Raw genomic sequence first — 25,699 nt, 5'->3', positions numbered from 1 at the left:
CCTCAGTCGGTCTTGATCATGACGTGCTTCAGCTCGGTGTAGTCCTCGAGCGCGGCGATCGACATGTCCTTGCCGAAGCCCGACTGCTTGAACCCCCCGTGGGGCATCTCGGGCACGAGTGGCCCGTGGTCGTTCACCCACACGGTGCCGAAGTGGAGGGCCCGGCTCATCCGCAGGGCCCGGCCGACGTCGCCGGTCCAGACACTGGCGGCGAGGCCGTAGTCGACCCCGTTCGCCCAGGCCACGGCCTGCTCCTCGTCGGCGAAGGGCTGCACCGTGACGACCGGGCCGAACACCTCCCGCTGGACGATCTCGGAGTCCTGGCCCACGCCGGCCAGCACGCTGGGCCGGTAGTAGAACCCGTCGCCCCCGACGGCCGACCCGCCGGTGACCACCTCGGCCCCCGCGGCCACGGCCCGATCGACGAGACCCGACACCCGCTCGAGCTGGTCGGCCGAGACCACGGGCCCGAGCTCGGTGTCGGGATCGGTGGTGGGCCCGACCTTGAGGCCGGCGGCGGCTCCGGCCAACCCGCCGACGACGTCGTCGTACACGCCGGGGCCGGCCAGCACCCGGCACGCGGCCGTGCAGTCCTGGCCGGCGTTGTAGTACCCGAACAGCTTCACGCCGGCCACGACCGCCTCGACGTCGGCGTCGTCGAACACCACCACCGGGGCCTTGCCGCCCAGCTCGAGGTGCACCCGCTTCAGGGTGTCGGCCGCCGCCCTCAGGATGATCTTGCCGGTGGTGACCTCGCCGGTGAGCGACACCATGGCCACCTGCGGGTGCGCGACCAGCGGCGCGCCGGCGGTCTCGCCCTGGCCGGTCACCACGTTGAGGACCCCCGGCGGGAACAGGTCGGAGGCCAGCTCGGCCAGGCGGAGGGCGGTGAGCGGCGTGAGCTCGGAGGGCTTGAGCACCACGGTGTTGCCCGCGGCCAGGGCCGGCCCGATCTTCCAGGCCGTCATCATGAGCGGGTAGTTCCACGGCGCGATGGAGGCGACCACGCCCAACGGCTCGCGGCGCAGGAACGAGGTGTAGCCGGCCAGGTACTCACCTGGCGCCTGGGTGGTGAGGGCCCGGGCCGCCCCGGCGAAGAACCGGAAGTTGTCGACGATGAAGGGCAGCTCGTCGGGCACCGCCGAGATCGGCTTGCCCACGTTCTGCGATTCGATGGCCTGCAGCTCCTCGGCGTGCTCCTCGATCCGGTCGGCGAGCCGCAGCAGGGCCAGGCCACGCTCGCCCGGGGTCTGCGCGCGCCAGCCCTCGAAGGCCTCGGCAGCGGCGGCCACCGCCCGGTCGACGTCGACGGCCGTCGACGAGGCGACCTGCGCGATCACCGCGCCCGTGGACGGGTCGATCACCTCGTCGGTGCGGCCCTCGGCCGCAGGGACCCAGGCCCCGCCTATGAAGTTGGACAAGGTGCTCTCGGCCACGGTGCCTCTCCCTGTGCTGGCGGGACGTGCCGGGATTCTCCGCCGTGCCCGGGCGGTGCGCAAGGGACCCCGTCGGGTGCGCGTGGCCGGCGCTACCCTTCGGCCGTGCCAAGAAGCCGCCCACCTCGTGTCGCACTCGCCCCCGACACGGCCCCGCGGTGGATGGTCGACGCGATCCTCGCCGGTGGGGGCGAGGTGACTGCCCTGGAGCAGGCCGATGCGCTGGTGTGGGCCGACCCGCGCGGGCCCGGCGCGCTGCAGGCGACCCTCGACCGGGCGCCCGGGCTGCGCTGGGTGCAGCTCCCGTGGGCGGGGGTGGAGCCGTTCGTCGACGTGATCGACCACGAGCGCCTGTGGACCTGCGGCAAGGGCGTGTACGCCGAGCCGGTGGCCGAGCTGGCGCTGGGGCTGGGGCTGGCCGGCCTGCGGGGCATCGCCCACTACGCCCGTGCCGACCACTGGGGCGGACCCCGCGGGGTGAACCTGCAGGGAGGGCGCGTCACCATCCTCGGCGGCGGCGGGATCGCCGAGTCGCTGCTCGCCCTGCTGGCGCCCTTCGACGCCCACGTCACCGTGGTGCGCAACCGGGTCCAGGCCATGGACGGCGCCGACGTCGTGCTGGAGGCCGACCGGCTCCACGACGCCCTGCCCGGGGCCGACCTGGTGGTGGTGGCCCTGGCCCTCACGCCCGAGACCGACGGCATCATCGGTGCCGCGGAGCTGCGGCTCATGGAGCGTCATGCCTGGCTGGTCAACGTGGCGCGGGGCCGCCACGTCGTCACCCACGCCCTGGTCGACGCGCTCCGCGACGAGCGCATCGGCGGGGCCGGCCTGGACGTGACCGAGCCGGAGCCCCTCCCCGACGACCACCCCCTGTGGACCCTGCCCACGTGCGTGATCACGCCCCACGTGGGCAACACCCCGGAGATGGCGGTGCCGCTGCTCGCCCAGCGCATCACCGCCAACGTCCGGCGGTTCGCCGCCGGTGACGAGCTGCTCGGCCCGGTCGACCCGCACCTGGGCTACTAGCGGTGGCGGCCCCGCTGCTCGACGGCGGCGAGCTGGCCGGTCTGCTGGCCGACGGCGAGCGTCTCCGGTGCGTCGCCGCCCTGGTGCTCGGGGCCACGAACGTCGACGAGGTGCGGGCCGCCACCGGGCTGGACGGCCGGGGTGCGGGGCGGGCCCTGGCTCGCCTCGAGGAGCGCGGGCTGGTGGTGCGGGGCGACGACGGCACCCTGGTGCTGCTGGCCGAGGCGTTCGGCCTGGCCGCCCGGGCCGCCGCGCCGCCGCCCCCACCCGCCGAGCACCCCGACGCGCCGCCCGATGCGGCGCGGGTGCTGCGCGCCTTCGTCCGGAACGGGCGGCTGCTCTCGATCCCCGCAGCGCGTGGCAAGCGGCTCGTGATCCTCGATCTGCTGGCGCAGGGCTTCGAGCCCGGCCGCCGGTACCCCGAGCGCGAGGTGAACCGGGTGCTGGCCGGCTGGCACCCCGACACCGCCGCGCTGCGCCGCCACCTGGTCGACGAGGGCTTCCTCGACCGCGAGGGGGGCGTGTACTGGCGGTCCGGCGGCACCGTGCCCGCCGCCCCGCCGTCCGGCTAGTCGGTCGCCCAGACGAGCACCTCGGCCCCAGCGGCGCCGGCGGTGGCCCGCAGGCCGCCGGCCATCGTGAGGCGGGCGGCGTCGCCCTCGTCGAGCCGGCCACCGCCCTCGAGGGCGAGCGAGCCCCGCGCCACGTACACGTGGACGTGCGGCGCGTCCGGCAGGGTCACCGGCTCGCCCGGCCGCACCCGGCCCGCGGCCAGCTCGGCGCCGGCCTGGCGGATCCGGATGGCGCTGTCGTCGCCCCGGCCCGAGGCCACGGTGACGAGCCCGCCGCGGTCGAGCTGGTCGGAGATGTCGAGCTGCTCGTACGCCGGCTCGATGCCCTCGGTGTCCGGGAGGACCCACATCTGCACGAAGCGGACGTCGTCGTGCGCGCTCGGGTTCATCTCCGAGTGCCAGATCCCGGTGCCGGCCGACATGCGCTGGGCCAGCCCCGGGTAGATCTCGTCGTGGTTGCCGAGCGTGTCCAGGTGCTCCAGCCGGCCGTCGAGCACCCAGGTGACGATCTCCATGTCCCGGTGGGGGTGGGTCGTGAACCCCGTGCCGGCCCGCACCACGTCGTCGTTGCTGACGAGCAGCAGGCCGTGGTGGGTGTTGCCCGGGTCCCAGTGGCGGGCGAAGCTGAAGCTGTGGCGGGAGTCGAGCCACCCCGTGCGGGTGTGGAAGCGCTCCCCCGATCGGCGGACGTCGACGGCGGTCTGCACCGGATCCTCCTCGGCTCCCTCGGCCTCGATCAGCTCAGAACCCACAACCGTTGCGCTCGCAACCACATTCCGGTCCGGTCCGGGTCCGGTTCCGGGTCCGGTGCCCCGCCCGGTGGCGGGGGTGGCGGGCCGGTAGCGTCCGCGTCCGATGGGCGACACCCGACCGCCGTGGCTGCCGCTGAGCCGCCGGGCCTTCCTCGGGGTGCTCGGCGCCGGGGCGGTGGCCGCGTGCACCGGCGGGTCCGGCTCGTCGTCGTCGGCACCGTCGAGCACCGAGGCGGGGGGCGCCACCCCGAGCCGCCCCCCGAGCGCGCCGCCGACCAGCGCCGCGGCCCGGCTGGGCGCCGATCCCTTCACGCTCGGCGTGGCCTCGGGCGACCCGCTCCCTGACGGCGTCGTGCTGTGGACGCGGCTCGCCCCCGAGCCGCTCGCGCCGGACGGGGCCGGCGGCATGCCCGCCCGCGACGTGGCGGTGCGCTGGCAGGTCGCCGCCGACGAGGCCTTCGCGTCGGTGGTGGCCGGCGGTGAGGTCGCGGCCTCGCCCGACGCCGCCCACAGCGTGCACGTCGACGTCCGCGGGCTCGAGCCCGGCCGCCCCTATTGGTACCGCTTCGCCGCTGGGGGGTTCGAGAGCCCCGTGGCTCGCACCCGCACGGCTCCGGCGGCCGGCGCGCCCGTCGGCCGCGCCCGGTTCGCCGTCGCCTCGTGCCAGAGCTGGCAGTCGGGCTACTACACCGCGCACGCCGCCATCGCCGCCGACGAGCCCGACCTCGTGCTGCACCTGGGCGACTACATCTACGAGGGCGGCGTGGCCACCGGCGCCGTTCGGCCGCACGACGGCCCGGAGGCCGCCGACCTGGCCGGCTACCGGAACCGGTACGCCCTGTACAAGGGCGACGCCGACCTCCAGGCCGCGCACCGGTCGGCGCCGTGGATCCTGACGTGGGACGACCACGAGGTCGAGAACAACTACGCCGGCGCCAGCCCCGAGGCGGGGAACGACACCGAGGGCTTCCTCCGCCGTCGGGCCGACGCCTACCGGGCGTGGTGGGAGCACCAGCCCGTCCGGTTGCCGCCGCCGGTCGGCCCCGACCTGGCGATCCACCGCCGGCTCGGCTGGGGCGGCCTGGCCGACCTGTTCGTGCTCGACACCCGCCAGTACCGCTCGGTGCAGCCGTGCGGTCGGGACGACGACCTGGGCCAGCCCTGCCCGGCGGTCGACGACCCCGCGGCCACGCTCCTCGGAGCGCAGCAGGAGGCCTGGCTCCTCGCCGGGCTGGCCGACGCCGACGCCACCTGGACGGTGCTGGCCCAGCAGGTGGTGATGACCCCGCTCCTGCTCCCGCTCGGGTTCCGCAACCTCGACCAGTGGGACGGCTACCCGGCCGCCCGCCAGCGCCTGGTCGACGGGCTGGTGGGGGCCGGCGTCGCCGACGCCGTGGTGCTCACCGGCGACATCCACGCCAGCGGGGTCGGCCTGCTGCACCGCGCGCCGGCCGATCCGGCCTCGCCGGTCGTGGCGGTCGAGCTGGTGGCGCCGGGCATCGCCTCGGCCTTCCCCGAGGGTCTCGCCGGCCTGGCCGAGGCGACCCTCGCCGGCAACGCCCTCTTCCCGTACGTCGAGGTGCGCCGGCGCGGCTACCTGCGGTGCGACGTCACGCCCACGGCGTGGCGGGCCGACGTCCGCCTGGTGGATCGCGTCGACGTGCCCGGGGCCCCCGTGCAGACCGACGCCACCTTCGTGGTGGAGGCCGGCGTCCCCGGCGTGACCCGGGCCTGAGCGGCGCCGGCGGTCCCGCCGTCAGAGGTAGGGCAGGGGGTCGACGGGGTTCCCGTTCACCCGCACCTCGAAGTGCAGGTGGGGGCCCGTCGAGGCTCCCGTCGACCCGATCGCGCCGATCACCTGGCCTCGGGTCACCGACTCGCCGGCGCCCACCGACATGGCGCTCAGATGGGCGTAGAGGGTGGCGAGCCCGTCGCCGTGGTCGATCACGATGCAGTTCCCGTAGCCGCCCCGCACGTCGGCCGACACCACCACGCCGTCGTCGGCGGCCCGCACCGGGGCGCCGGTGGGTGCCCCGATGTCGACGCCGCTGTGCATGCGCGGCGTGCCGTAGATGGGGTGGACCTGGACGCCGAAGCGGCGGCTCCCGACGGAGTAGCCCGGCACCGGGAAGGCCAGCTGACCCGAGCCCTGCACCGCCGGGCCCGTCGAGAGCGAGCCGGAGCGGGCCCGCAGGGCGGCCGCGACGGCGTCGGACTCCTGCTGGAGGGCGGCGATGCGCTGCTCGTACTGCCCCCGGCGGGCCTCCACCTCGGCGATGAGGGACGCCTGGCGGTCCACCTCGGCCTCGGCCTCGCGGCGCGCCGCCTCCTGCTCGTCACGGAGGGCCCGGGCCTGGGCCTCCCGCTCGGCCACCAGGTCGCGCTGCGCCTGGATCTGGGAGCGGGCCGCCTCGAGCTGATCGGACCGGATGCGGGCGTCCTCCTCGAGGGCCTTGCGCCGGTCGATGGTGGTGCGCTGCTCGGCGGCGAGCCAGCTGGTGTAGCTGGCCCGGGTCTGCAGATCCGCCAGGTCGCCGCCCTGGAGGGCGATCGACGCGAAGTCGGAGGCCGGCCCGCCACCCACGTAGGCGTCGACGGCCCGCTCGGCGAGCAGGTCCGAGGCCTCCTCCAGCTGGCGGCGGGTGCCGGCCAGCTGGGTGCGGGCCTGGTCGGCCCGGGCCTGGGCCTGGTCGAGGCGGCGCTGGGCGTCGGCCCGCTCGGCCTGCACCGTGGCCAGCGACGCGTCCAGCTCGGCGACGCGGGCCGACAGCGCCTGCTCGCGCCCCCGGGCGACCTCGATCCCGGCCAGGAGGTCGGCCTCGTCGGCCAGGGCCTCGTCGTACTGCTCGCGCAGGCGGGCGATCTCCTGCTGGATGTCGTCCTGGCGCCCGCGGGGCGCGGGCTGGCCGGGCGCGGCACCGGCAGGCGCGAGCAGGACCACGGCGAGCAGCAGGGCGATGGCCGCCGCGGCGGCACGTTTCACAGGCGCAACAGTACAAACACCAGCCACAGCAGCGCCAGAGGCCCGGCCGATCTCACCCGGGGGCGGCCCCGGCCCGCCTCCGTCGCCGCTCCCGCACGGTCACCAGCACCAGCGTGACCACGGTGATCGGCACCACGAAGGCCAGCATCACCGCCGACAGCGGCTCCACCGCACCGTGGCCGGAGGCGTCCAGCACGAGGAAGGAGACGTAGGCGGCGTAGTACCCGAGGAACACCGCACCCTCCCACCGGGAGATGCTGGCGCCGGTGAAGAAGATGGGCAGGCAGGCCACGGCCACGGCCAGCATGACCGGCAGGTCGAACCGCACGACCGAGTCGGGGACGGGGAGCCCGTCGCCGGCGACGATCGCGCTCAGGCCGAGCACGCCGAGCAGGTTGAAGAGGTTGCTCCCGACCACGTTCCCCACGGCGATGTCGCGCTCGCCCCGGACGGTCGCGACGACCGACGTGGCCACCTCCGGCAGCGAGGTGCCGGCGGCCACGATGGTGAGGCCGATCACCAGCTCCGACAGCCCGAGCGCCCCGGCGATCTCGACGGCCCCGTCGACGAGCCACCGCGAGCCCACCACCAGCAGGGCCAGGCCCAGCCCGACCAGCCCCACGTCCACGTACCACGGGCTGCGCCGGGAGGGCTCGGGGGGGCCGAGCTCGGCCTCGTACTCGGCGATCACCGCCGCGGAGGTCTCCCGGCGTCCCTCCACGACCGTCCACGCGGTGTAGACCACGCACCCGGCGGCCAGGAGCAGGCCGTCGAGCCGGCCGATCGCTCCGTCGAGGGCGAGCACCAGGGTGAGGGCCGACGCGCCGATCATCACGGGCACATCGATCCGCACCAGCCTCTGGGCCACGACGAGGGACGCGACGAGCGAGGACACCCCCAGGATGAGGAGCACGTTGAACGTGTTGCTCCCCACCACGTTCCCGAGGGCGAGGTCGGCGTCGCCCCGAGCCGCCGCCGACACGCCCACGGCGAGCTCGGGCGAGCTGGTGCCGAAGGCGACGACGGTGAGGCCCACGACGAGCGGCGAGATGCCCGCCGACACCGCGAGCCGCGACGCGCCCCGCACCAGCGCCTCGGCCCCGGCCACCAGCACCACGATGCCGAGCAGGAACAGGATCAGGGTGACGGCGTCCAAGGATGCTCCGACGGCGGGGGCCCGGCCGGTCCGCCCGGCCGGCGATTCACGAAGGTTGGTTCCGCTTCTGGTGGACGAGGGGTAGGATCCGTGTCCGAAGGGGAGTATCCCGCAACGGTGCCGCCGTCAGCACGGCCCGGTCCTGGTGGCGCCGACCCTCCCGGGTGGGAGAGACCTTCCACGTCGCGGCCCGCGCCCGAGGAGGCCACCCACCCGATGCCCGACCCCACCGTGCTCGCTCACCTCGGCGTGAGGCCTGACGGGCCTGCCTGGCAGTCGCTCGGCCCGTCGGAGGCGGCGGCCCGCCTCGGCGTCGACCCGGCTCTGGGCCTCTCGCCCGACGAGGCCGCCAGCAGGCTGGCGGAGGGCGGTCCCAACCGCCTGGCCGAGCCGCCCAAGCGCTCCAAGCTGCTGCTGTTCGTCGACCAGTTCCGCAGCTTCCTCGTCTACATCCTCCTCGGGGCCGCCCTCCTTGCGGTGTTCGTCGGCGAGCCCAAGGACCCGATCGTCATCGGAATCGTCCTGCTGGTCAACGCCATCCTCGGCTACGCGCAGGAGGCCAAGGCGGAGAAGAGCATGGAGGCGCTCAAGCGCATGCTCGTGCTCCGGGTCCGCGTGCGGCGCGGGGGCCGGGTGCTGGAGGTGCCGAGCGAGGAGCTGGTGCCCGGCGACGTGGTGCTGCTCGACGCCGGTGACCGCGTGCCGGCCGACGGCCGCCTGCTGGTGGCCGCCAGCCTCGCCGTCGACGAGTCGGCGCTCACCGGCGAGTCGGAGGCGGTGGAGAAGTCGGTCGACGCCGTCGTCGCTCCCGATGCGCCGGTGGCCGACCGTGTGGGCTGCGCCTACATGAACACGGTCGTGACCCGGGGCCGGGGCGAGCTGTTGGTGACCGCCACCGGCATGGCCACCGAGATCGGCAAGGTGGCCGAGATGCTGGCGGGGGCCGAGCAGGCCGACACGCCGCTGCAGCGCCAGCTCGACGACGTGGGCAAGCGGATCTCGGCCATCGCCGGCATCGCCGTGGTGGTCGTGTTCGTCCAGGCCCTCGTCCGGGACGAGTCGTTCAACGACGCCATGCTCACGGCGGTCGCCCTGGCCGTCGCGGCCATCCCCGAGGGGCTGCCCGCCGTCGTCGCCGTGACCCTGGCGGTCGGCACCCACCAGATGGCGAAGCGCAACGCCATCGTGAAGCGGCTGGCGTCGGTGGAGACGCTGGGCTCCACGTCGGTGATCTGCTCGGACAAGACGGGCACGCTCACGCTCAACCAGATGACCGCCCGGGCTGTCATGCGCGGCGGCCGGCGGTTCGCGGTGAGCGGCCAGGGCTACCGCGTCGAGGGGGCGATCACCGCGGACGGCGGCGGTACCGCCTCCCTCGACGCCGCGCTGGTGCCGGCGGCGCTCTGCAACGAGGCCACGGTGCGCGACGGCGAGCTGGTCGGCGACCCCACCGAGGGTGCCCTGCTCGTCGTGGCGGCCAAGGGCGGCGTCGACCGGGACGCGTGGCTCGCCCGGCTCCCGCGGGTGGCCGAGATCCCGTTCGACTCGGCGGCCAAGTTCATGGCGACGTTCCACGCCGCTCCGGACGGCTCCGAGGCCTGGGTGTTCGCCAAGGGTGCCCCCGACGTGCTGCTCGGGCGGTCGGCCACGGAGGCGGGCCCCGACGGCGACGCCCGGTCGCTCGACGCGGCCGCCCGTGAGCGGGTGCACGCCGACGTGGAGGTGCTGGCCTCCCAGGGTCTGCGGGTGCTCGGGCTGGCCTCGCGCCGGATCGATCCCGCCGTCCTCGCGGGCGGCGTCGATGACGACGCCCTGCAAGAGCTGGTCGCCGACCTGCGGCTCGAAGCCCTGGTGGGGATCCTCGACCCGCCCCGTGCCGAGGCCCGGGACGCCATCGTCGTGTGCCGGCGCGCCGGCATCGCCGTGAAGATGATCACCGGCGACCACAAGGCCACGGCCGCCGCCATCGCCGCCGACCTCGGCATCGAGGGCGAGGCGGTGAGCGGCGCCGACCTCGATGCCATGTCCGACGAGGAGCTCGGCGCCCGGATCGAGGGGATCGGGGTCTGCGCCCGGGTGTCGCCCGAGCACAAGGTGCGGATCGTCAAGGCGCTGCGCGCCCGCCGGCACGTGGTGGCCATGACCGGCGACGGGGTCAACGACGCCGCCGCCCTCAAGAACGCCGACATCGGCGTGGCCATGGGCATCACCGGCACGGAGGTGACGAAGGAGGCCGGCGACATGGTGCTGGCCGACGACAACTTCGCCACCATCGTCGGGGCCGTGGAGCGGGGCCGCACGATCTACGACAACATCGTGAAGTTCGTGCGGTTCCAGCTGAGCACGAACATGGGGGCGATCCTGACCATCCTCGGCGCCGGGATGTTGGGCTGGCCCACCCCGTTCACGCCGATCCAGGTGCTGTGGGTCAACCTGATCATGGACGGCCCGCCGGCCATCGCCCTGGGTGTCGACCCGCCCAGCCCCGGGATCATGGAGCGCCGGCCCCGCCCGCCGGGCACGTCGATCCTCAACGTCGCCCGGGTGGTCCGGCTGCTCGCGTTCGGCCTGGTGATGGCCATCGGCACGCTCTGGATGTACGACTACGGCGCGGGCCTCGCGGCCGGCGAGGGCGGCGAGGCCTCGGCCCTCGGGATCACGATGGCGTTCACCACGTTCGTGTTCTTCCAGTTCTTCAACGTGCTGAACGCCCGGACCGAGCGGACGAGCGTGTTCGGCCGCCACACCCTCACCAACGGGAAGCTGTGGCTCGCTCTGGGCGGCGTGGCGCTCCTCCAGGTCGCGGCGGTGAAGCTGGAGCCGCTCCAGCGGATCTTCGACACCACCGCCCTCAGCCCGGGCCAGTGGGCCCTCTGCATCGCGGTCTCGGCCACGATCCTGGTGTTCGACGAGCTCTACACCCTGGTCCTCAGGCGTGTCGGCCGCTGAGGCGCCGTGGAGCGGGCGGGCCCACGAGGCCGCGCTCTTCGGCGACCTGATCACGTTCGCCCGGGACGTGATCGAGGGGCTCGGGCTCGTGGGGGTGGCCGCGCTCGTCGCCCTCGAGAGCGTGGTGCCGCCGATCCCGTCGGAGATCGTCCTGCTGCTGTCCGGCTCGCTGGTGGCCGAGGGCCGCTTCGGCCCGGTCGCCCTGGTGCTGATGGCCACGCTGGGGTCGGTCGTCGGGGCCCTCGTCCTGTACGGGCTCGGCGCGTGGGTGGGTCAGGACCGCCTGCGGCGGGTCGTCGTGCGGGCCGGCCGGCTCCTGCTCGTGAGCGAGCGCGACCTCGACCGGGCCGAGCACTGGTTCGAGCGCCACGGCGCCGGCGTGGTGCTGGTGGGCCGTCTGGTACCGGTGGTGCGCAGCCTGGTGTCGATCCCGGCCGGCGCCGAGCGGATGGCCCTCGGGCGCTTCGTCGCGTACACGGCCGTCGGGAGCGCGATCTGGAACACCGTGTTCATCGGTGTCGGCTGGGCCCTGGGGGAGCGCTGGGAGGAGGCCGAGCGCTTCACCGAGGCCTACGAGCTGGCCGTGGTGGGGGTGCTGGTCGCGATCGCAGCCGGTCTCGTGCTCCGGGGGTGGCTGCGCCGGCGGCGGGCGAGGGCCGCGGCGGTGGACGCGTGAGGGTCAGCGGGGGTCGACCAGCACCCCAGGATTGAGGACGCCGGCCGGGTCCAGCGCGCCCTTGGCGGCCCGCAGCGCGTCCGCGAAGAGGTCGGGGCGCTGGCGGTCGTACCACGGCCGGTGGTCGCGGCCCACCGCGTGGTGGTGGGTGATGGTGCCGCCCGCGGCGAGCAGGGCCTCGGACGCGGCCGCCTTGATCTCCGCCCATTGGGCCAGCTCGGCGCCCCACCGGCCGGGGGCCAGCACCGTGAAGTAGGGCGCAGGGCCGTCGGGGTAGACGTGGGTGAACCGGCACGTCACCCAGCCGCCCCCGCACACCTCGCGCAGCGCCCGCTCGACCGCCTCGACGACGGCCTGGTGCAGGTCGGGGAACCGGTCCCAGGTGCAGGCCGTCTCGAAGGTCTCGCTGATGACGCCCATCGCCACCATGGCGTCGCGGCCGTAGGGGGCACGGAGGAACGAGCTGCGCCACGCACCCGCCGCCCCGTCGCGCGTCGGCCGGTCCTTCGACGTCGAGACCCGGATGCCGAGGGGCGCGGTGCCGCCGTGGTCGGCGCACAGCTCCACCGCACGGTGGATGTAGGGCTCGACCGGCCGGTCGGCCGACTCGAAGCCGAGCAGCAGCACCGCGGACCCGTCCTCGACGCCCGCCGACAGCTCGGCCTCTCCCGGGTCGAGCAGCCGGCAGTTCGCCGGGTACAGGTGCGCCTGCGACACGGCCCGGGCCGCGATGGCGCCCTGCTCCATCGACGCGAAGTGCACCACGGCCGAGGCGCGGTGGTGGGGGCGTTCCTGCATGCGCATCCACGCCTCGGTGACGATGCCGAGGGTGCCCTCGGAGCCGAGGAAGAGCCGGTCGGGCGAGGGTCCGGCGCCCGAGCCGGGGAGCCGGCGAGTCTCGACCGGGCCGGCCGGGGTGATCACCCGGAGCGCCTCCACGAAGTCGTCGATGTGCGTGTAGAGGGTGGCGTAGTGGCCGCCCGAGCGGGTGGCGATCCAGCCGCCGAGGGTGGAGAACTCGAAGCTCTGCGGGAAGTGGCGGAGGGTGTACCCGTGGTGGCGGAGCTGCTCCTCGAGCACCGGCCCCAGGGCGCCCGCCTGGATCCTCGCGGCCCGGGACAGCCGGTCCACCTCGAGCACCCGGTCGAGGCGGTGCAGGTCGATGGTGACGACACCTGCATAGGTCTCGCCGGCGTCGCACTCGACGCCCCCGACGACCGAGGAGCCACCCCCGTAGGGCACGGCCGCCGCGCCCGCCGCGCCCGCCCAGTCGAGCAGGTCGACCACCTCGCGCTCGGCGGTCGGGAAGGCGACCACGTCGGGCGGGTGCGCGAGCTCGCCGCGGAAGCCCCGCACGATGTCGCGGTAGCTCTTGCCGTAGGTGTGCCCGGCGCGGTCGTAGGGGGAGGTCGAGCAGATGGCGGCGAGCGATGCCGGCGGGGTGAGGCGCGGGGCGGGGAGCCGGACGGCGTCGAGGGGCACCGGGTCGCGGACCTCGAGGTGGTCGACCTGCAGGCGGGCGGCCAGGGCAGCGGCCAGCTTCACCTGCTGGTCGCGGGGCAGGGCCTCGTCCTCCCAGCCCCATCCCCACCACGAGCGGCGGCGCGGCGTCGACGTCATCGGGCGAACCGTAGGCCACCCGGACGCCGGCCGGCGGCTCCCGCTCGCCGCCGCGGTGGCCGTCTACGGTGGATCGTCGTGGCGTTCGTCTGGGGCCTGCTGATCGGGCTGGTGGTCGCCGTGGCCGTGGCCGTGGCCTTCACCGTCGACCGACGGTCGGGCGGCCGGCGCCGAGCGGCGGTGCTGCGCGGCGCGGTCCTGGCCGGCCTGGTCCGAGACCTGCAGGCGGCCGGCGCCGAGCTGAGCCGGCGGGACGCCCACGTCGGCGAGCTGGAGCACGCGGTGGCCGGCCTGGAGGCGACGGTCGTGGCCCTGAGCGCCGACGCCTTCGACGCCGCGCAGCGGGCTGCCGACGTGGCGTCGCGCCTGGCCGAGGCCGAGGCGGCCCGAGAGGCGGCCGAGCGCGGTGCGGCGGAGGCGGAGGCGGCCCGGGAGGCGGCCGAGCGCGGTGCGGCGGAGGCGGAGGCGGCCCGGGAGGCGGCCGAGCGCGGTGCGGCGGATCGCGGCGGGGGAGAGGGCGGCGGGGCCGAGGCGGAGGCGTCGGCCGGGTCTGCGTTGTGGGAGCTCGAGCTCGTGCGCCTCGAGCGCGACGAGGCGATGTTGGCGGCGCTCGGGGGGCCGGCGCCCGTGGCCGGCGCCGGTGGGGCGGTCGGCCGGATCCTCGCCGGGCACCTCGAGCACGTGCGCGAGGAGGTCGGCACACCCGCCGACCTGTCGGTGGGGTCGGCGCTGCCGGCGCTCACGCCGGCGGCGTCGCTGGCTCTGGCCCGCCTGGCCCTCGAGATCATCGCCACCGTGGCCAAGTTCGCCGACCACCTCGACGTCGATCTGGGCGCCGATGGCGACGTCGCGCGCATCCGGATCGCTGCCCACGGCTGGGAGCGCTCGCCCCTGCCCGAGTCCGGGCTCCGGCGGATCGCCGGTCTCGCCCCCGGCCTGCAGGCGTCGGTGCGCGTGGAGCTGGGCGACGAGCCCCTGATCGCCACGGTCGAGGTGCGCGGCCTCGCCTGATCGCGCGGGTTGGTGCGCAGGTGGTCGCTGGGCGACCACCTGCGCACCAGGTTCCGGTGGGTGTCGCCGCAGGGTTGGGATCGGGTGGCGTCCCGCCGTAGCGTTCGACCGGGCGGTCGGCGCGCGTCGACCGTGTCGAGGAGGCGGCGACGACCCACTACGACACGCTCGGGGTGTCACCCGAGGCGTCAGGGGACGAGCTCCGTGGCGCCTTCCGGCGGCGCGCCCGGCAGCTGCATCCCGACCATCGCGCCGGTCGGTCCGAGGCCGAGTCGCGCCGGGCGGCGGTCGAGATGGCCGCGCTGAACGAGGCCTGGCGCGTGCTGCAGGACCCTGGCCGCCGGGCCCGCTACGACGCCCGGCTCCGCGCCGAGCGTGCCGCCGGCGCCGCCCGACCCGGCGGGCAGCCCACCGTGCCGCTCGTCGATCCCGCCCGCCTCGGGGCCGACCCGGCGGGAGCCGACCCGGGCGTGCAGCTGGTACGTGGTCTGCCGTGGCTCGTCCTCGTCGGGCTGCTGGCCGTCGTCTTCGTGTTCACCGCCTATGCAGCCCGGCCCGGTCGGCTCGACGAGCCCACGACGTCCACCGCGTCGACCACGTCGACCACCCTCCTCGGGGGCCTGATCGAGCTCGGCACCTGCGTCACGGTGCCGTCCGACCCGCAGGTGCTCGTCCCCGTGCCGTGCGCGGGGCCCTACGACGGGCGGGTCGCGGCCACCGCGCCGCTCGGGGAGGCGTGCCCGGCGGGGACGGAGCCCTGGGTGGCGCAGGGTGCGCCCGTGAAGCTGTGCGTGTCCCCTCGTTGAGCCGCGCCCGGGTCAGGGCCGGCTGAGCACGAGCCGGGTGCCGAGGTTCGCCTCGGGCGGCACCTGGTAGCGGCCGTCGCCGTGGGGTGCGGAGCCGGGCACGGCGGCTGGGTCGGCGCAGGCGAAGGCCAGGTGGTGCACGCGGCCGGGCCGGGCCGCCACCCACGCCGCCAGCGGGCTGCCCGGGCGGGGCTGCACCAGCCGCAGCCGGCCCGGGCCCGGCCAGCCCAGCTCGACCCAGTGGCCGTCGGGGGACTCGCCGGCGTCGAGCCGGGATCCTCCGAGGAGCCCGGCGAACAGATCGAGGGCGCCGTCGAGCGAGGCCACCCCGTGGGTGATGCGCAGCAGGGTGGCCATCGGCCCCCCGGCCGGCGGCAGGTCGTCGGGGGGCGAGTCGGCCCACTCCCCGCTCGACTGGGCCAGCTGCACGACCACGCCGTGCGCGGCCTTGGGGTGCAGGAACGCTTCCTTCCAGTCCGGGTCGGCCAGGTTCACACCGACCGGCGTGTGGCCGGCGGCCTCGGCCTCGGTCAGGGCGGCGGCGAGGTCGGGCACCTTGAAGGTGAGGTGGTGCGGGCCCGGGCCCGACTGGTCGAGGAACCGCTGGAGGAAGTCGTTCTGGTCGACCGCCCAGGGCTCGAGCACCTCGAGCTTCATCCCGTTCGCGTACCGGAGCTGGCCGCACCAGAACCCGGCCGTGGCGCCACCCGAGACCCACTCGCCCCCCAGGGCGGTGCGGTACCCGGGCCAGCAGAGCGCGGCCCGTGCCGCCGCGACGGCCACGTGGTCGAGGTCGGTGCCGGTGATCACCGCAGGATCATGGACAACGGCGGCGCTGCTGTCGAGCGCGGGCTCTACGCTCGACCCGTGCTGCGAGCGACGGGTCTCGACCACGTGGTGTTCCGGGTGAGCGACGTCGAGCGCAGCGTGGCCTGGTGGGTCGAGCACCTCGGTGCCGAGCCACTCCGGCTCGAGGAGTGGAGGCGGGGCGAGGCGCCCTTCGCGTCGCTGCGGATCGACGCCACGACCATCGTCGACCTGCTCGCGGCCGAGCGCACGGGGGACAACGTCGATCACGTCGCGCTGGTGGTCGACGGCGACGCCGACTCGCTGGCGGCCGCTGCCTCGTCGGGCCGGTTCGACGTGGTGTGGCCTCCGTCGCGCCTGTTCGGCGCCCAGGGGTCGGGGATTGGGTTCTACGTGCGTGACCCGGACGGCAACGTGATCGAGCTGCGCACCTACCGCTGACGCCGTCGCAGGCCGCCCTCGGGGCACGGCTCCAGGTCGCAGCGAGCCTCGAGCGAGGCGGTGAGCCGGTCGCAGTCGGCCACCGTGGCCGTCATCCCGGGGTGGGGCATCGCCCCGAACGGGAGGAGCGCCGGGACGGGCTCCCGGAAGAGGACGCACACGCCGCGCTCGCACGTGGTGCCGAACGTGACGCCACCGTCGGCGAACGAGCCGCGCGCCCCGATCGCCTTGAACCAGTGGTAGCCGCCCGTGGCCCGGGTGCCGACCACGTTGGCGAGCGGCGTGTCGAGGCACCAGGGGCCGAAGCGCACCACCAGACGGCCGTCGTCGGTGAGCGAGAGCACCGCCGTGTCGGGCCGGACGCCGAGAAGGGCGAGCAGCCGTCGGTACCGCGGGTCGAAGGCGAAGTCGAAGGTCTCCACGGGCACCGGGGTACCGGCTGGGAGCCACCGGCGCAAGCACGGCGCCGCCGAGCCACACCCACCGGGTCGCCGCTCGGTAGCGTCCCGTCCATGGATCTGCGCGCCGTCACCCTCCCCGAGCTGGCCCAGCGGGTGCAGTCGCGGCACCTGGCTGCCCGCGAGCTGGTCGAGGTGGCCCTGCGCCGCATCGACGAGCTGAACCCGCACCTGAACGCCTTCGTGGCGCTCGACCCGGAGGGTGCCCTCGCCGACGCCGCCGACGTCGACGACCGCATCGCTCATGGCGACGACGTCGGGCCTCTCGCGGGCATCCCGATCGGTGTGAAGGACCTGGAGGACGCGCAGGGCTTCGTGACCACGCACGGGTCGCCCGCCCACGCCGGCGACCCGCCGGCCGCGCAGGACTCGGTGCTCGTCGCCCGCCTGCGCGCCGCCGGGTGCGTGATCGTCGGCAAGACCAACACGCCCGAGTTCGGGTGGAAGGCCGACACCGACAACCCCGTGTTCGGGCCGACCCTCAACCCGTGGGACCCCGAGCGGTCGCCGGGCGGGTCGTCCGGCGGGTCGGCGGCGGCGGTGGCGGCGGGGATGGTGCCGCTGGCCACCGGCTCCGACGGTGGCGGGTCGATCCGGATCCCGTCGGCCCTGTGCGGCCTCTCGGGGCTGAAGGCGTCGCTGGGGCGCGTCCCCGGCGGGGGCACCGAGGATCCCGGCTGGTCGCTGCTCTCGACCAAGGGCCCGATGGCCCGGCGCATCCGTGACGTGGCCTACGCGCTCGACTGCGTGGTCGGGCCCGAGCCCACCGACCTGCGGTCGCTCCCCATGCCGGAGGCGTCGTGGACCCGCTCGCTGGGCGACCTGCACGCCCCCGCCCGGGTCGGCTGGTCGCCCGACCTCGGGTACGCCCCCGTCGACCGGGAGGTGCTGGAGGTGTGCGAGCGGGCGTTGCGCACGCTCGAGAGCCTCGGCACCGAGGTGGTGGAGGTGCCGGTGGTCTTCCCCGAGGACCCCGTCCGGCTCTTCCTCACGCTCTCGTGCACGTACAACCTCCGCTCGCTCGGCGGCTTCCGGGGCACCGAGGTGTGGGAGCGCATCGATCCCGGCTTGCGGGAGGGCCTCGACTGGGCAGCCCGGCGGGTCAGCGCGGTCGACCTGGTCAAGGCCGAGGACGCCTGCCACCACCTCAACCTGCGGCTCGTGGAGGTGCTGCACGACGTGCACCTGCTGGTCACGCCGTTGTCGGCGGCACCGACCCCGTTGTCCGGTCAGGTGGGGGTGATCAACGGCGTCGAGGATCCCAACTGGGTGCGGTTCACGTACCCGTTCAACCTGACGCGCTCGCCCGCGGGCACCGTGACCGCCGGGTTCACCGCGTCGGGATTGCCGGTGGGCCTCCAGGTGATCGGCCCCCAGCACGGCGACGTGGCCGTCCTGCGCCTGCTGGCCGTGCTCGAGGATGCGCTCGGGCTCGACACGCGTGCGCCGGTCGAGCGGCTGCCCCGCTGATCGGGGTCCGCCCGGCATGCCGTCGCGGCTACAGTTCACCCCGCTCCGGGCGCTTGGCTCAGTTGGTTAGAGCGCAGCCTTCACACGGCTGAGGTCACAGGTTCGAGTCCTGTAGCGCCCACCACAAGACCCCAGGTACCTGGGGCGGCGGGTGGGGTCGAACCGCAGCGGCAGGGCCGTGAGCTGGGCTCGTCACCCGCCCGCATGCCGGGATCAGGGGGTGAGGTTGGTGCAGCTCCGGAGCTGGTCCCACGAGGCCCGGGCCTGGTCGGCGGCGCCGCCCTGCAACGGCACGGGTACGCCGTTGGAGATCACGGCCGGCTCCCACCGGTACGACTCGACCGAGCGGCCCCGGACGGTGAGCAGGAGCACCCCGCTGTTCGTGCCCGGCCCGCTCGGGGTGTAGAAGACGAAGTTCCCGAGCCCGTACGCCACGAAGGCCTGCCCGAGCCGCCCTGCGCCCTGGAGGCGGTGGGCGTGGCCGCCGACGATCACGTCGGCACCGGCGTCGGCGAGGGTCTGGGCCAGCTCCTGCTGGGCGGCGCTGGGGCAGGTGTCCTTCTCGATGCCCCAGTGCAGGAAGACGACGACCGTGTCGGCCTGCTGGCGGGCCGCCTGCACCTCACCCACCAGGCGATCGACCTCCTTGGCCGAGGCCACACCGGGCTTGCCCTCTCCGGCCGTCCACGCCGAGATCAGGTTGTCGTCGAGCACCTGGGTCGCGCCGATGATCGCGATCCGCTGGCCGCGCACGTCCACCACGTGGGGCGCGTAGGCCCGGGCGGCGTCCTCGCCGATCCCGATCACCGGGAGGCCGGCCTGCTGGCTCGCGGCCAGCGAGTCGCGGAGCCCGTCGGTGCCGAAGTCCATGCCGTGGTTGTTGGCCATGCTGGCCACGTCGACGCCGGCCGCGGCGAGGGCGGTGAAGGCGCTCGGCGGGGCCCGGAACACGTACGTCTTGGGGGCCGGGGTCCCGCCGGTGGTGATGGCGGTCTCCAGGTTGACCACGGCCACGTCGGCCTGCCCGAGGACCGGGGCGATGGCCGAGAGCATGCCCCCCGGGTTGGCGTCGAGCTGCGGCCGGATCATCCCCTCGAAGTGCACGTCGCCGGCCACGGCGATGGTCACCGGCTCCGCCGGAGGCCCGGTGGTGGGGGCGGCGGTGGTCGAGGGCGCGGCCGTGGTGGCGGGCTCGGAGGGGGCCGCCTGCCCCGAGGTCGTCGCCGATGACGCGGTCGACGGCGACGCCGACCCGGTGGCGGCGGGGTCGGTGCCCGGAGCGGTCGACGAGGACGGGCCCGCGCTGGCGGCGACCACGTCGGTGACGGCCGGGTTCGGGTGCACCAGCGCGGCGGCGGTCAGGCCGGCCGCGATGACGGTGGCCCCGATGAGGGTGGCCACCAAGCGCCGGCGCGTGTGGTCCTGGCGCCGGAGGTGGCGCGCCGGGGGGCGGCGGTGCTGGGGGCGGGGCACGGCCGCTCATCGTACCGTCCCCGTGTCGGTTCCCCCTGGTCATCGGCCCGCGTCCCCGTCCGTTCACGTGGTCGTCGGGCCCGAGCCGCCCGCGAGTGGTAGACGGGGCGCGGCCGGACCGAGGAGGAGGCATGCGCATAGGGGTGCTGACGGGTGGCGGTGACTGCCCTGGCCTCAACGCGGTGATCCGGGCGGTGGTGCGCCGGGGGGAAGGGGAGCACGGCCACAACCTGGTGGGGTTCCGCCAGGGCTGGAAGGGCGCAGTCGACGGGGCGGTGGTGGATCTCAGCGCCTCGGCGGTGCGGGGCATCCTCGCCTCCGGCGGGACGGTGCTGGGCACGGCCCGCTACCACCCGGACCGGCACCCCGGCGGGGTCGAGGCGGTGCTGGAGACCGTGCGGCGCGAGCGCCTGGACGCGCTGATCGCCATCGGCGGCGACGGCAGCCTCGGTGCGGCCCGGGTGGTGTCCGAGGCGGGCGTGCCGGTGGTGGCCGTGCCCAAGACGATCGACAACGACGTCCGCCTCACCGACCGGAGCGTGGGTTTCGACACGGCCGTCTCGATCGCCACCGAGGCCATCGACCGGGTGCGCACCACCGCCGAGAGCCACGACCGGGTGATGGTCGTGGAGGTGATGGGTCACCACGCCGGCTGGATCGCGGTGTGCGCGGGGATCGCCGGTGGCGCCGACGTGGTGCTGTTCCCGGAGGAGCCCTTCGACATCGCGGAGGTGGCCGCCAAGCTGCGCCACCGGCACCGGCGGGGGCCCACCTGGTCGGTCGTGGTCGTGGCCGAGGGCGCCGTGCCCGCCGAGGGGACCCTCGACTTCGCGGTCACCGAGGACGAGCTGGGCTTCATCGCCTCCGGCGCCATCGGCGAGCGGGTGCGCGACGAGCTCCGGGGGCGCACCGGGTTCGACGCGCGGGTCACGGTGCTCGGCCACATGCAGCGGGGCGGGGTGCCCACGGCGGCCGACCGGCTCCTCGGCAGCCGGTTCGGGGTGGCGGCCGTCGACGCCGTGCACGCGGGCCGCTTCGGGGTGATGACGGCGCTGCAGGGCGACGCCGTCCGGCTGGTGTCGCTGGCCGAGGCGACCGGCGGCCTGCAGCTCGTGCCCGACGAGCTCCGGATGGTGGCAGCGACCCTGGGGGAGTAGCGACGCGGAGTAGAGCCCGTTCCCGGTGGCGGTTAGGGTCCGTCCGAGCGCGGCGCACGGCGCCCGTGGTGCAGGGGAGGCCATCCATGACTCGTCGGCTGCTGGCGTTGCTGATCGTGGTGGCGGGCCTCGCTGCGGTGGCGCCGCTGGCAGACGCCCAGGCGGTCGCCGACGCCCCGGCTGCGGAGTCCGAGGCGATCCTCGACGTGGGCGGCACCCCCGTGCGGATCATCCGCACCGACTACGGGGTGCCGCACGTGTACGCCGACGAGACCAGGGCGCTGTTCCACGGGGTGGGCTTCGTGACCGCCCAGGACCGGCTGTGGCAGGCCGAGGTGTTCCGGCGGGCGGCCGCCGGGCGGCTCGCCGAGATCGGGGTGGGGTCGGCCGAGGACGACCTGTTCACCCGGCAGGACGGCTACACCGACCAGGAGCTGCAGGCGATGTACGCGGCGCTCGAACCCGAGGCGCAGCAGATCCTCGACGGGTACGTGTCGGGCATCAACGCCTACCTGGCCGAGGCGACGGCCAGTGCCGAGGCGCGCAGCCGGATGCTCCCGCTCGAGTACGCCGCGCTGGGCGTCGAGCCCGCGCCGTGGACGGTCGCCGACGTGATGCGCGCCGCGGTGTACTTCGTGCGCCGGTTCGGCGAGACCGGTGGACGCGACCTCGACAACCTCGCCGTGCTCCAGGACCTCGTCGCCCGGTTCGGGGAGCAGGACGGCTGGGCCCGGTTCGACGACCTGCTCTGGATCGACGACCCCGACGCGTACGCGACGGCGCCCGGCGAGCTCGACCTGGCCGCCGCCCCGGTGCTCGATGCTCCCCCGCCGGCCGCCCCGCTGTCGGAGGAGGCCAAGGCCACCGGGCTGGCGCTGCCCGACGTGCGGGCCGCGGCCGCCCGGCTCGACGCGCAGCGCGGGTCCTGGCGCGACACGCTGGACGCCCTCGGGGTGCCCACCAAGGGTGGCTCGAACACCATCGTGATCGGCCCGACGATGTCGGAGGACGGCTCGGCTCTGCTGCTCGGCGGGCCCCAGATGGGCTACACGGTGCCTCAGATCGTGCTCGAGGTCGGCATCCACGGGGCGGGCTTCGACAGCGAGGGCATGACCTTCGCCGGGGTGTCGCCGTTCCCGCTCATCGGGCGGGGTCGCGACTTCGCCTGGTCGAGCACCACGGGCAGCACCGACGTGGTCGACCACGTCATCGAGCAGCTCGAGCCGGGAAACCCGACCAGGTACCTGTACCAGGGCGAGTACCGGGACATGGAGGCCCGCACCGAGGTGATCCAGGTGCGCGGCTCGGCGCCCCTCACCGCCACCGTGTACCGCACCGTGCACGGCCCCGTGGTCGACGTCGACCCGGCCACCGACACGGCCGTCTCCGTGCAGCGGACCTTCTGGAAGGGCGAGCTGGACAGCATCTTCGGGTTCCTGGCCTTCAACCGGGCGACCGGCCCCGACGACTTCCGAGCGGGTGCCGCGGTCATCCCGAGCAACCACAACTTCACCTATGCCGACGCCGAGGGCCGGATCGGCTACTGGATGACGGGCCGGTTCCCCATCCGGCCGGCCGGCGTCGACCCCCGCCTCCCCCGCCTCGGCACGGGTGAGCAGGAGTGGCAGGGGCTGGTCAACATCACCGATCTCGTCGACTCCGTCGACCCGGACCAGGGCTACTTCGTCAACTGGAACAACAAGCCCATCGCCGGCTGGCCCAACGGCGACATCGGCCCGGCCTTCGGGCCGACGCAGCGGGTCGGGCTGCTCGACGCGCTCGTGCGTGGCCAGGCCCCCATCTCCCGCTCCGACCTGCTCGAGATCAACCGCGAGGCGGCCACCACCGACCTCGACGGCTTCAACTTCCGACAGCTGCTCCTCGATGCCATCGCGCGGTTCCGGGCGTCGGGCGGATCGCTGTCCTCGCTGGCGTCGCGGGCGCTCGATCTGGTGGCCGCGTGGGACGACCGTCTCACCGACGCCGACGGCGACGGCCGCTACGACGCGCCGGGGGTGACGGTGCTGCGGACGTGGGTGGCCCTGCTCGAGGTCCCCCTGCTCGAGGGCCTCGACGATCCCGACGTGGAGCTCGCCGCCGACGGGGTGCTGTGGCGGCTGCTGGTCGGGCCCGACGGCGCCGCGCTGGCGGTGCGGCATGCCTGGTTCGGGGGTCGGAGCATCGAGCAGGCCGTCGCCGACGCCCTCGACGGGGCCGTGCGGGCGCTGGAGGTGCTGGGTGGCGGCGCTCCGCCGGACCGCTGGCTGACGCCCGTGCGGCTGACGACGTACACCCCCCTCGGGGCGCTGCCGGGCATCGAGCGCCGGTTCCTCAACCGCGGCACGTACAACCAGGTGCTCGAGCTCGCCCCCGGGCGGGTGAGCGCGGTGAACGTGGTGCCGCCCGGCCAGAGCGGCCTGGTGACCGCGGCCGGGACGGCCGCCCACACCGACGACCAGCTCGAGCTCTACGACGACTTCCGCTACAAGGCCCAGTTCCTCGACGTGCGCGCCGCGCCGGTGCGGCTCGCCGGCGGGGATCGCTACGCCACGGCCGCCGCGGTGTCGGCCGCAGCCTTCGCTCCTGGCGTCCCCGTGGCCTTCGTCACCAGCGGCGAGGGCTTCGCCGACGCCATCACCGGCCAGGTGGCCGCGGCCCGCGGCGGTGGGCCCCTGCTCCTGGTCCGGCCGGGCGAGGTGCCGGCCACCACGGCCGACGAGCTCACGCGGCTGCGGCCGGGGCGCATCGTGGTGCTCGGGGGCACCGCGGCGGTGTCGGACGCCGTGCTCGGCGAGCTGCGGGGCTTCACCGGTGGTGAGGTCACCCGGGTGGCCGGCTCCGACCGCTACGCGACGGCGGCGGCCGTGTCGGCGGCCACGTTCCCGGACGGCGCGCCCGTGGCGTTCGTGGCCACCGGGACCTCGTTCGCCGACGCCCTCACCGGTGGGGTGGCGGCGGCGCGCGGCGGTGGCCCCGTGCTGCTCGTGGAGCCCGGGGCCGTTCCCGACGTCGTGCTGCAGGAGCTGATCCGGCTGGCGCCGGAGCAGATCGTCGTCCTGGGGGGCCCGGCCGCGGTGTCCGAGGCGGTGGCGTCCGAGCTGACCGCCACCGCGCCGGTGCGGCGGGTCAGCGGGGCCGACCGCTACGCCACCTCGGCCGCGGTGGCCGAGGCGTTCTTCTCGGCGCCGGCAACGGGCGTGTGGGTGGCGACCGGCGAGGGGTTCGCCGACGCCCTCACCGGCGGGGTGCCCGCGGCCCTGCGGGGCGGGCCGATGCTGCTCACCCGGCGCACCACCCTGCCCGACCCGGTGTGGGACGAGCTGGCGGCCCTGCAGCCGGCGGTCGCCACCGTGATCGGCGGCTCCCGGGCGGTCGACCCGGCGGTCGCCTCCGAGCTCGAGAGCGCCCTTCGCCGCTGAGGGTCAGCGGCCGACGCGCACCAGCAGCACCAGGAAGCCGATCCCGGCCAGCACGAGCAGGGCCACGCCCAGCCAGCCCCGCCACGACAGCACGGGCTCGGAGCGGGAGGCCCGGCGGCGCTCGGCCCGGCCGACGTACTCGTCCTGGTCGGCCGAGCCGTCGTCGCCGGTCTCCTCGTCGGTGGCCGTCGCGACGGCGGGGCCCGCCGGCGGCGCGTCGGGGGCGAGGGGCGGTGACCCGGCGGACGGGGCCGCGCCCGGGGCCGGCGGGGCGCCCGGTGGCGGCCCGCTCGGACGGTCGTCGTCGGGCAGGGGCTCGGGCGACAGGAGGTGTCCCGACTCGCCGAAGTCGCCCACGTAGCCGGTCTCGCGGTCCATCGCCCTCCCGTCGGTCTCGGTTGCCGCTCGGCCGGGGGTCCCGGGCCACGGCGGTCCGAACGGTAGGTTGGCACCCGATGGCCGACTTCGACGACATCCTGCCGGTCGGGGCCGTGGCCGCCGACGGTGGCGACCGGGTCGCCGTGGGCCGCCAGGGTGCCGTGGTGCACCTGGAGCTGGCCGGGGCCGGCCGCGAGCCCTTCGAGGTGTGGCTGGCCCCGTCCGACGCCGAACGGCTGGCCGAGCTGCTCCGGGCGGCGGCGCAGGCCTGATCGTGTGGCTCGCACGGCGCGCCGCGCTGCTCGCCACCGCCCTCGTGCTCGTGCTGCTCCTCGCGGCCCGTGCCGGCGCGCAGACCTGCAACCCGCTCACCGACCCGTTCGCCCAGGCCGCGGTCGACGTGATCGCCGACGACGACCGGGCCGTGGCCGCCGCCCTCCTGGCGCTGGAGGACGAGTGCATCGCCACGTCCACGTGCGCCACGGCCGCCTATCGCCAGGCACGGGTCCAGACCGTCCTCGACCAGGGCTACCGGTGGGACTGCGCAGCCCGACGCTACGTGCCGGATCCGTCGGCGGCCACGACCACCACCCTCGAGCCGCCCTCCACCACGGCCGCGCCCACCACGGCGGCGCCCTCCACGGTTCCCCCCACCACGTCGCGCCCGCCGACCACCTCGGTCACCACGTCGCGCCCGCCGACCACGTCGGTCACCACCTCGCGCCCGCCGACGACGGTGGTGGTGACGTCACGGCCGGCGACCACCGCGACGGTTCCGGGCACGGGCGGGGGTGGGCCGGCCACGTCGATCGGTGCCACCACCTCGGTGGTGACGTCGGTGCCGGGAGGCACCACGTCGAGCACCGGCACCACCAGCACGAGCGTCGGGCCCACCACCAGCTCGTCGGCGGACTCGACCGGCTCGTCGACGCCGCCGGACGACCAGCAGGCCATCGACACCGGCGACGGGGGCGGGGGGCCCTCGGTGGGCTGGGCCGCCCTGGCCGTGCTGCTGGCTGCCGTCGGGGTCACCGGCGGCGTGCTCGTCGCGCGCGACCTGCGCCGCACCTGAGCGGCCGGCCGCCCGATCTGCGACATCGCCGCGG

22 protein-coding genes and 1 tRNA gene are annotated in these 25,699 nt (G+C 75.4%); 14 read left to right on the top strand and 9 right to left on the bottom strand.

Going from position 1 to position 25,699, the window contains the following annotated elements; all coding sequences use genetic code 11:
- Nucleotides 1-2: 2 nt before the first annotated feature.
- Nucleotides 3-1,421, bottom strand: a complete 1,419-nt coding sequence (locus tag IPM45_02745; GenBank protein MBK9178487.1) for a gamma-aminobutyraldehyde dehydrogenase — start codon at nucleotides 1,419-1,421, stop codon at nucleotides 3-5.
- Nucleotides 1,422-1,598: 177 nt separating this feature from the next.
- Between IPM45_02745 and IPM45_02740 the strand changes: the two genes are divergently transcribed.
- On the top strand, nucleotides 1,599-2,465 hold the full coding sequence (locus tag IPM45_02740) for a hydroxyacid dehydrogenase (GenBank protein ID MBK9178486.1): 867 nt from the start codon (nucleotides 1,599-1,601) through the stop codon (nucleotides 2,463-2,465).
- 32 nt (nucleotides 2,466-2,497) lie between these two features.
- Nucleotides 2,498-3,037, top strand: a complete 540-nt coding sequence (locus tag IPM45_02735; GenBank protein ID MBK9178485.1) for a DUF2087 domain-containing protein — start codon at nucleotides 2,498-2,500, stop codon at nucleotides 3,035-3,037.
- Here the strand turns inward: IPM45_02735 and IPM45_02730 are convergent.
- Nucleotides 3,034-3,744, bottom strand: a complete 711-nt coding sequence (locus IPM45_02730; GenBank protein MBK9178484.1) for a pirin family protein — start codon at nucleotides 3,742-3,744, stop codon at nucleotides 3,034-3,036. The two genes, IPM45_02735 and IPM45_02730, sit on opposite strands and share 4 nt — an antisense overlap.
- A 148-nt stretch (nucleotides 3,745-3,892) precedes the next feature.
- On the opposite strand from IPM45_02730, the gene IPM45_02725 reads away from it, so the two are divergent.
- Nucleotides 3,893-5,524 (top strand): alkaline phosphatase D family protein, encoded by a 1,632-nt coding sequence (locus IPM45_02725; GenBank protein ID MBK9178483.1) that lies wholly within the window; start codon nucleotides 3,893-3,895, stop codon nucleotides 5,522-5,524.
- A 21-nt stretch (nucleotides 5,525-5,545) separates the two neighbouring features.
- Here IPM45_02725 and IPM45_02720 read toward each other — a convergent pair whose 3' ends face one another.
- Complete coding sequence (locus tag IPM45_02720; GenBank protein ID MBK9178482.1) at nucleotides 5,546-6,772, bottom strand: peptidoglycan DD-metalloendopeptidase family protein; 1,227 nt, start codon at nucleotides 6,770-6,772, stop codon at nucleotides 5,546-5,548.
- 52 nt (nucleotides 6,773-6,824) lie between these two features.
- Entirely contained in the window at nucleotides 6,825-7,928 is a 1,104-nt protein-coding gene (locus IPM45_02715; protein MBK9178481.1) for a calcium/sodium antiporter, read from the bottom strand.
- 216 nt (nucleotides 7,929-8,144) lie between these two features.
- Between IPM45_02715 and IPM45_02710 the strand changes: the two genes are divergently transcribed.
- The gene (locus IPM45_02710; GenBank protein ID MBK9178480.1) at nucleotides 8,145-10,877 is read left to right on the top strand and encodes an HAD-IC family P-type ATPase; all 2,733 of its coding nucleotides are present in this window, start codon (nucleotides 8,145-8,147) and stop codon (nucleotides 10,875-10,877) included.
- A gap of 46 nt (nucleotides 10,878-10,923) precedes the next feature.
- Nucleotides 10,924-11,553 carry a DedA family protein gene (locus tag IPM45_02705; protein ID MBK9178479.1) on the top strand — a complete coding sequence of 210 codons (630 nt, stop codon included), beginning with the start codon at nucleotides 10,924-10,926 and terminating at the stop codon, nucleotides 11,551-11,553.
- A gap of 3 nt (nucleotides 11,554-11,556) precedes the next feature.
- On the opposite strand, the gene IPM45_02700 is transcribed toward IPM45_02705, so the two are convergent.
- Nucleotides 11,557-13,173: an FAD-binding oxidoreductase gene (locus IPM45_02700; GenBank protein MBK9178478.1), complete on the bottom strand. Its 1,617-nt coding sequence runs from the start codon at nucleotides 13,171-13,173 to the stop codon at nucleotides 11,557-11,559.
- 78 nt (nucleotides 13,174-13,251) lie between these two features.
- Between IPM45_02700 and IPM45_02695 the strand changes: the two genes are divergently transcribed.
- Together IPM45_02695 and IPM45_02690 are read left to right on the top strand one after the other, a co-directional pair.
- Entirely contained in the window at nucleotides 13,252-14,184 is a 933-nt protein-coding gene (locus IPM45_02695) for a hypothetical protein (GenBank protein MBK9178477.1), read from the top strand.
- A 173-nt stretch (nucleotides 14,185-14,357) separates the two neighbouring features.
- On the top strand, nucleotides 14,358-14,990 hold the full coding sequence (locus tag IPM45_02690) for a J domain-containing protein (GenBank protein MBK9178476.1): 633 nt from the start codon (nucleotides 14,358-14,360) through the stop codon (nucleotides 14,988-14,990).
- A gap of 12 nt (nucleotides 14,991-15,002) precedes the next feature.
- Here IPM45_02690 and IPM45_02685 read toward each other — a convergent pair whose 3' ends face one another.
- Nucleotides 15,003-15,800 carry a VOC family protein gene (locus tag IPM45_02685; GenBank protein MBK9178475.1) on the bottom strand — a complete coding sequence of 266 codons (798 nt, stop codon included), beginning with the start codon at nucleotides 15,798-15,800 and terminating at the stop codon, nucleotides 15,003-15,005.
- Nucleotides 15,801-15,809: 9 nt separating this feature from the next.
- On the opposite strand from IPM45_02685, the gene IPM45_02680 reads away from it, so the two are divergent.
- Complete coding sequence (locus tag IPM45_02680) at nucleotides 15,810-16,238, top strand: VOC family protein (GenBank protein ID MBK9178474.1); 429 nt, start codon at nucleotides 15,810-15,812, stop codon at nucleotides 16,236-16,238.
- Here the strand turns inward: IPM45_02680 and IPM45_02675 are convergent.
- Complete coding sequence (locus tag IPM45_02675) at nucleotides 16,229-16,696, bottom strand: hypothetical protein (protein MBK9178473.1); 468 nt, start codon at nucleotides 16,694-16,696, stop codon at nucleotides 16,229-16,231. The genes IPM45_02680 and IPM45_02675 overlap by 10 nt on opposite strands.
- 54 nt (nucleotides 16,697-16,750) lie before the next feature.
- On the opposite strand from IPM45_02675, the gene IPM45_02670 reads away from it, so the two are divergent.
- Nucleotides 16,751-18,166, top strand: coding sequence for an amidase (locus IPM45_02670; GenBank protein ID MBK9178472.1), 1,416 nt, complete (start codon nucleotides 16,751-16,753; stop codon nucleotides 18,164-18,166).
- 47 nt (nucleotides 18,167-18,213) lie between these two features.
- Nucleotides 18,214-18,290, top strand: a tRNA-Val gene (locus IPM45_02665).
- Between the two features lie 89 nt (nucleotides 18,291-18,379).
- Here IPM45_02665 and IPM45_02660 read toward each other — a convergent pair.
- Nucleotides 18,380-19,255, bottom strand: coding sequence for a CapA family protein (locus tag IPM45_02660; GenBank protein MBK9178471.1), 876 nt, complete (start codon nucleotides 19,253-19,255; stop codon nucleotides 18,380-18,382).
- 515 nt (nucleotides 19,256-19,770) lie between these two features.
- Between IPM45_02660 and IPM45_02655 the strand changes: the two genes are divergently transcribed.
- On the top strand, nucleotides 19,771-20,796 hold the full coding sequence (locus IPM45_02655; GenBank protein ID MBK9178470.1) for a 6-phosphofructokinase: 1,026 nt from the start codon (nucleotides 19,771-19,773) through the stop codon (nucleotides 20,794-20,796).
- Between the two features lie 86 nt (nucleotides 20,797-20,882).
- Nucleotides 20,883-24,215, top strand: coding sequence for a penicillin acylase family protein (locus IPM45_02650; protein MBK9178469.1), 3,333 nt, complete (start codon nucleotides 20,883-20,885; stop codon nucleotides 24,213-24,215).
- Between the two features lie 3 nt (nucleotides 24,216-24,218).
- On the opposite strand, the gene IPM45_02645 is transcribed toward IPM45_02650, so the two are convergent.
- Complete coding sequence (locus tag IPM45_02645; GenBank protein MBK9178468.1) at nucleotides 24,219-24,593, bottom strand: hypothetical protein; 375 nt, start codon at nucleotides 24,591-24,593, stop codon at nucleotides 24,219-24,221.
- A 77-nt stretch (nucleotides 24,594-24,670) separates the two neighbouring features.
- On the opposite strand from IPM45_02645, the gene IPM45_02640 reads away from it, so the two are divergent.
- Together IPM45_02640 and IPM45_02635 are read left to right on the top strand one after the other, a co-directional pair.
- Complete coding sequence (locus tag IPM45_02640) at nucleotides 24,671-24,865, top strand: hypothetical protein (GenBank protein MBK9178467.1); 195 nt, start codon at nucleotides 24,671-24,673, stop codon at nucleotides 24,863-24,865.
- 2 nt (nucleotides 24,866-24,867) lie between these two features.
- On the top strand, nucleotides 24,868-25,665 hold the full coding sequence (locus tag IPM45_02635) for a hypothetical protein (GenBank protein MBK9178466.1): 798 nt from the start codon (nucleotides 24,868-24,870) through the stop codon (nucleotides 25,663-25,665).
- Nucleotides 25,666-25,699: the final 34 nt, after the last annotated feature.

This window comes from Acidimicrobiales bacterium, from assembly GCA_016716005.1.
GTDB lineage: Bacteria > Actinomycetota > Acidimicrobiia > Acidimicrobiales > JADJXE01 > JADJXE01.
This window is presented reverse-complemented; position numbering and strand designations above follow the sequence as displayed.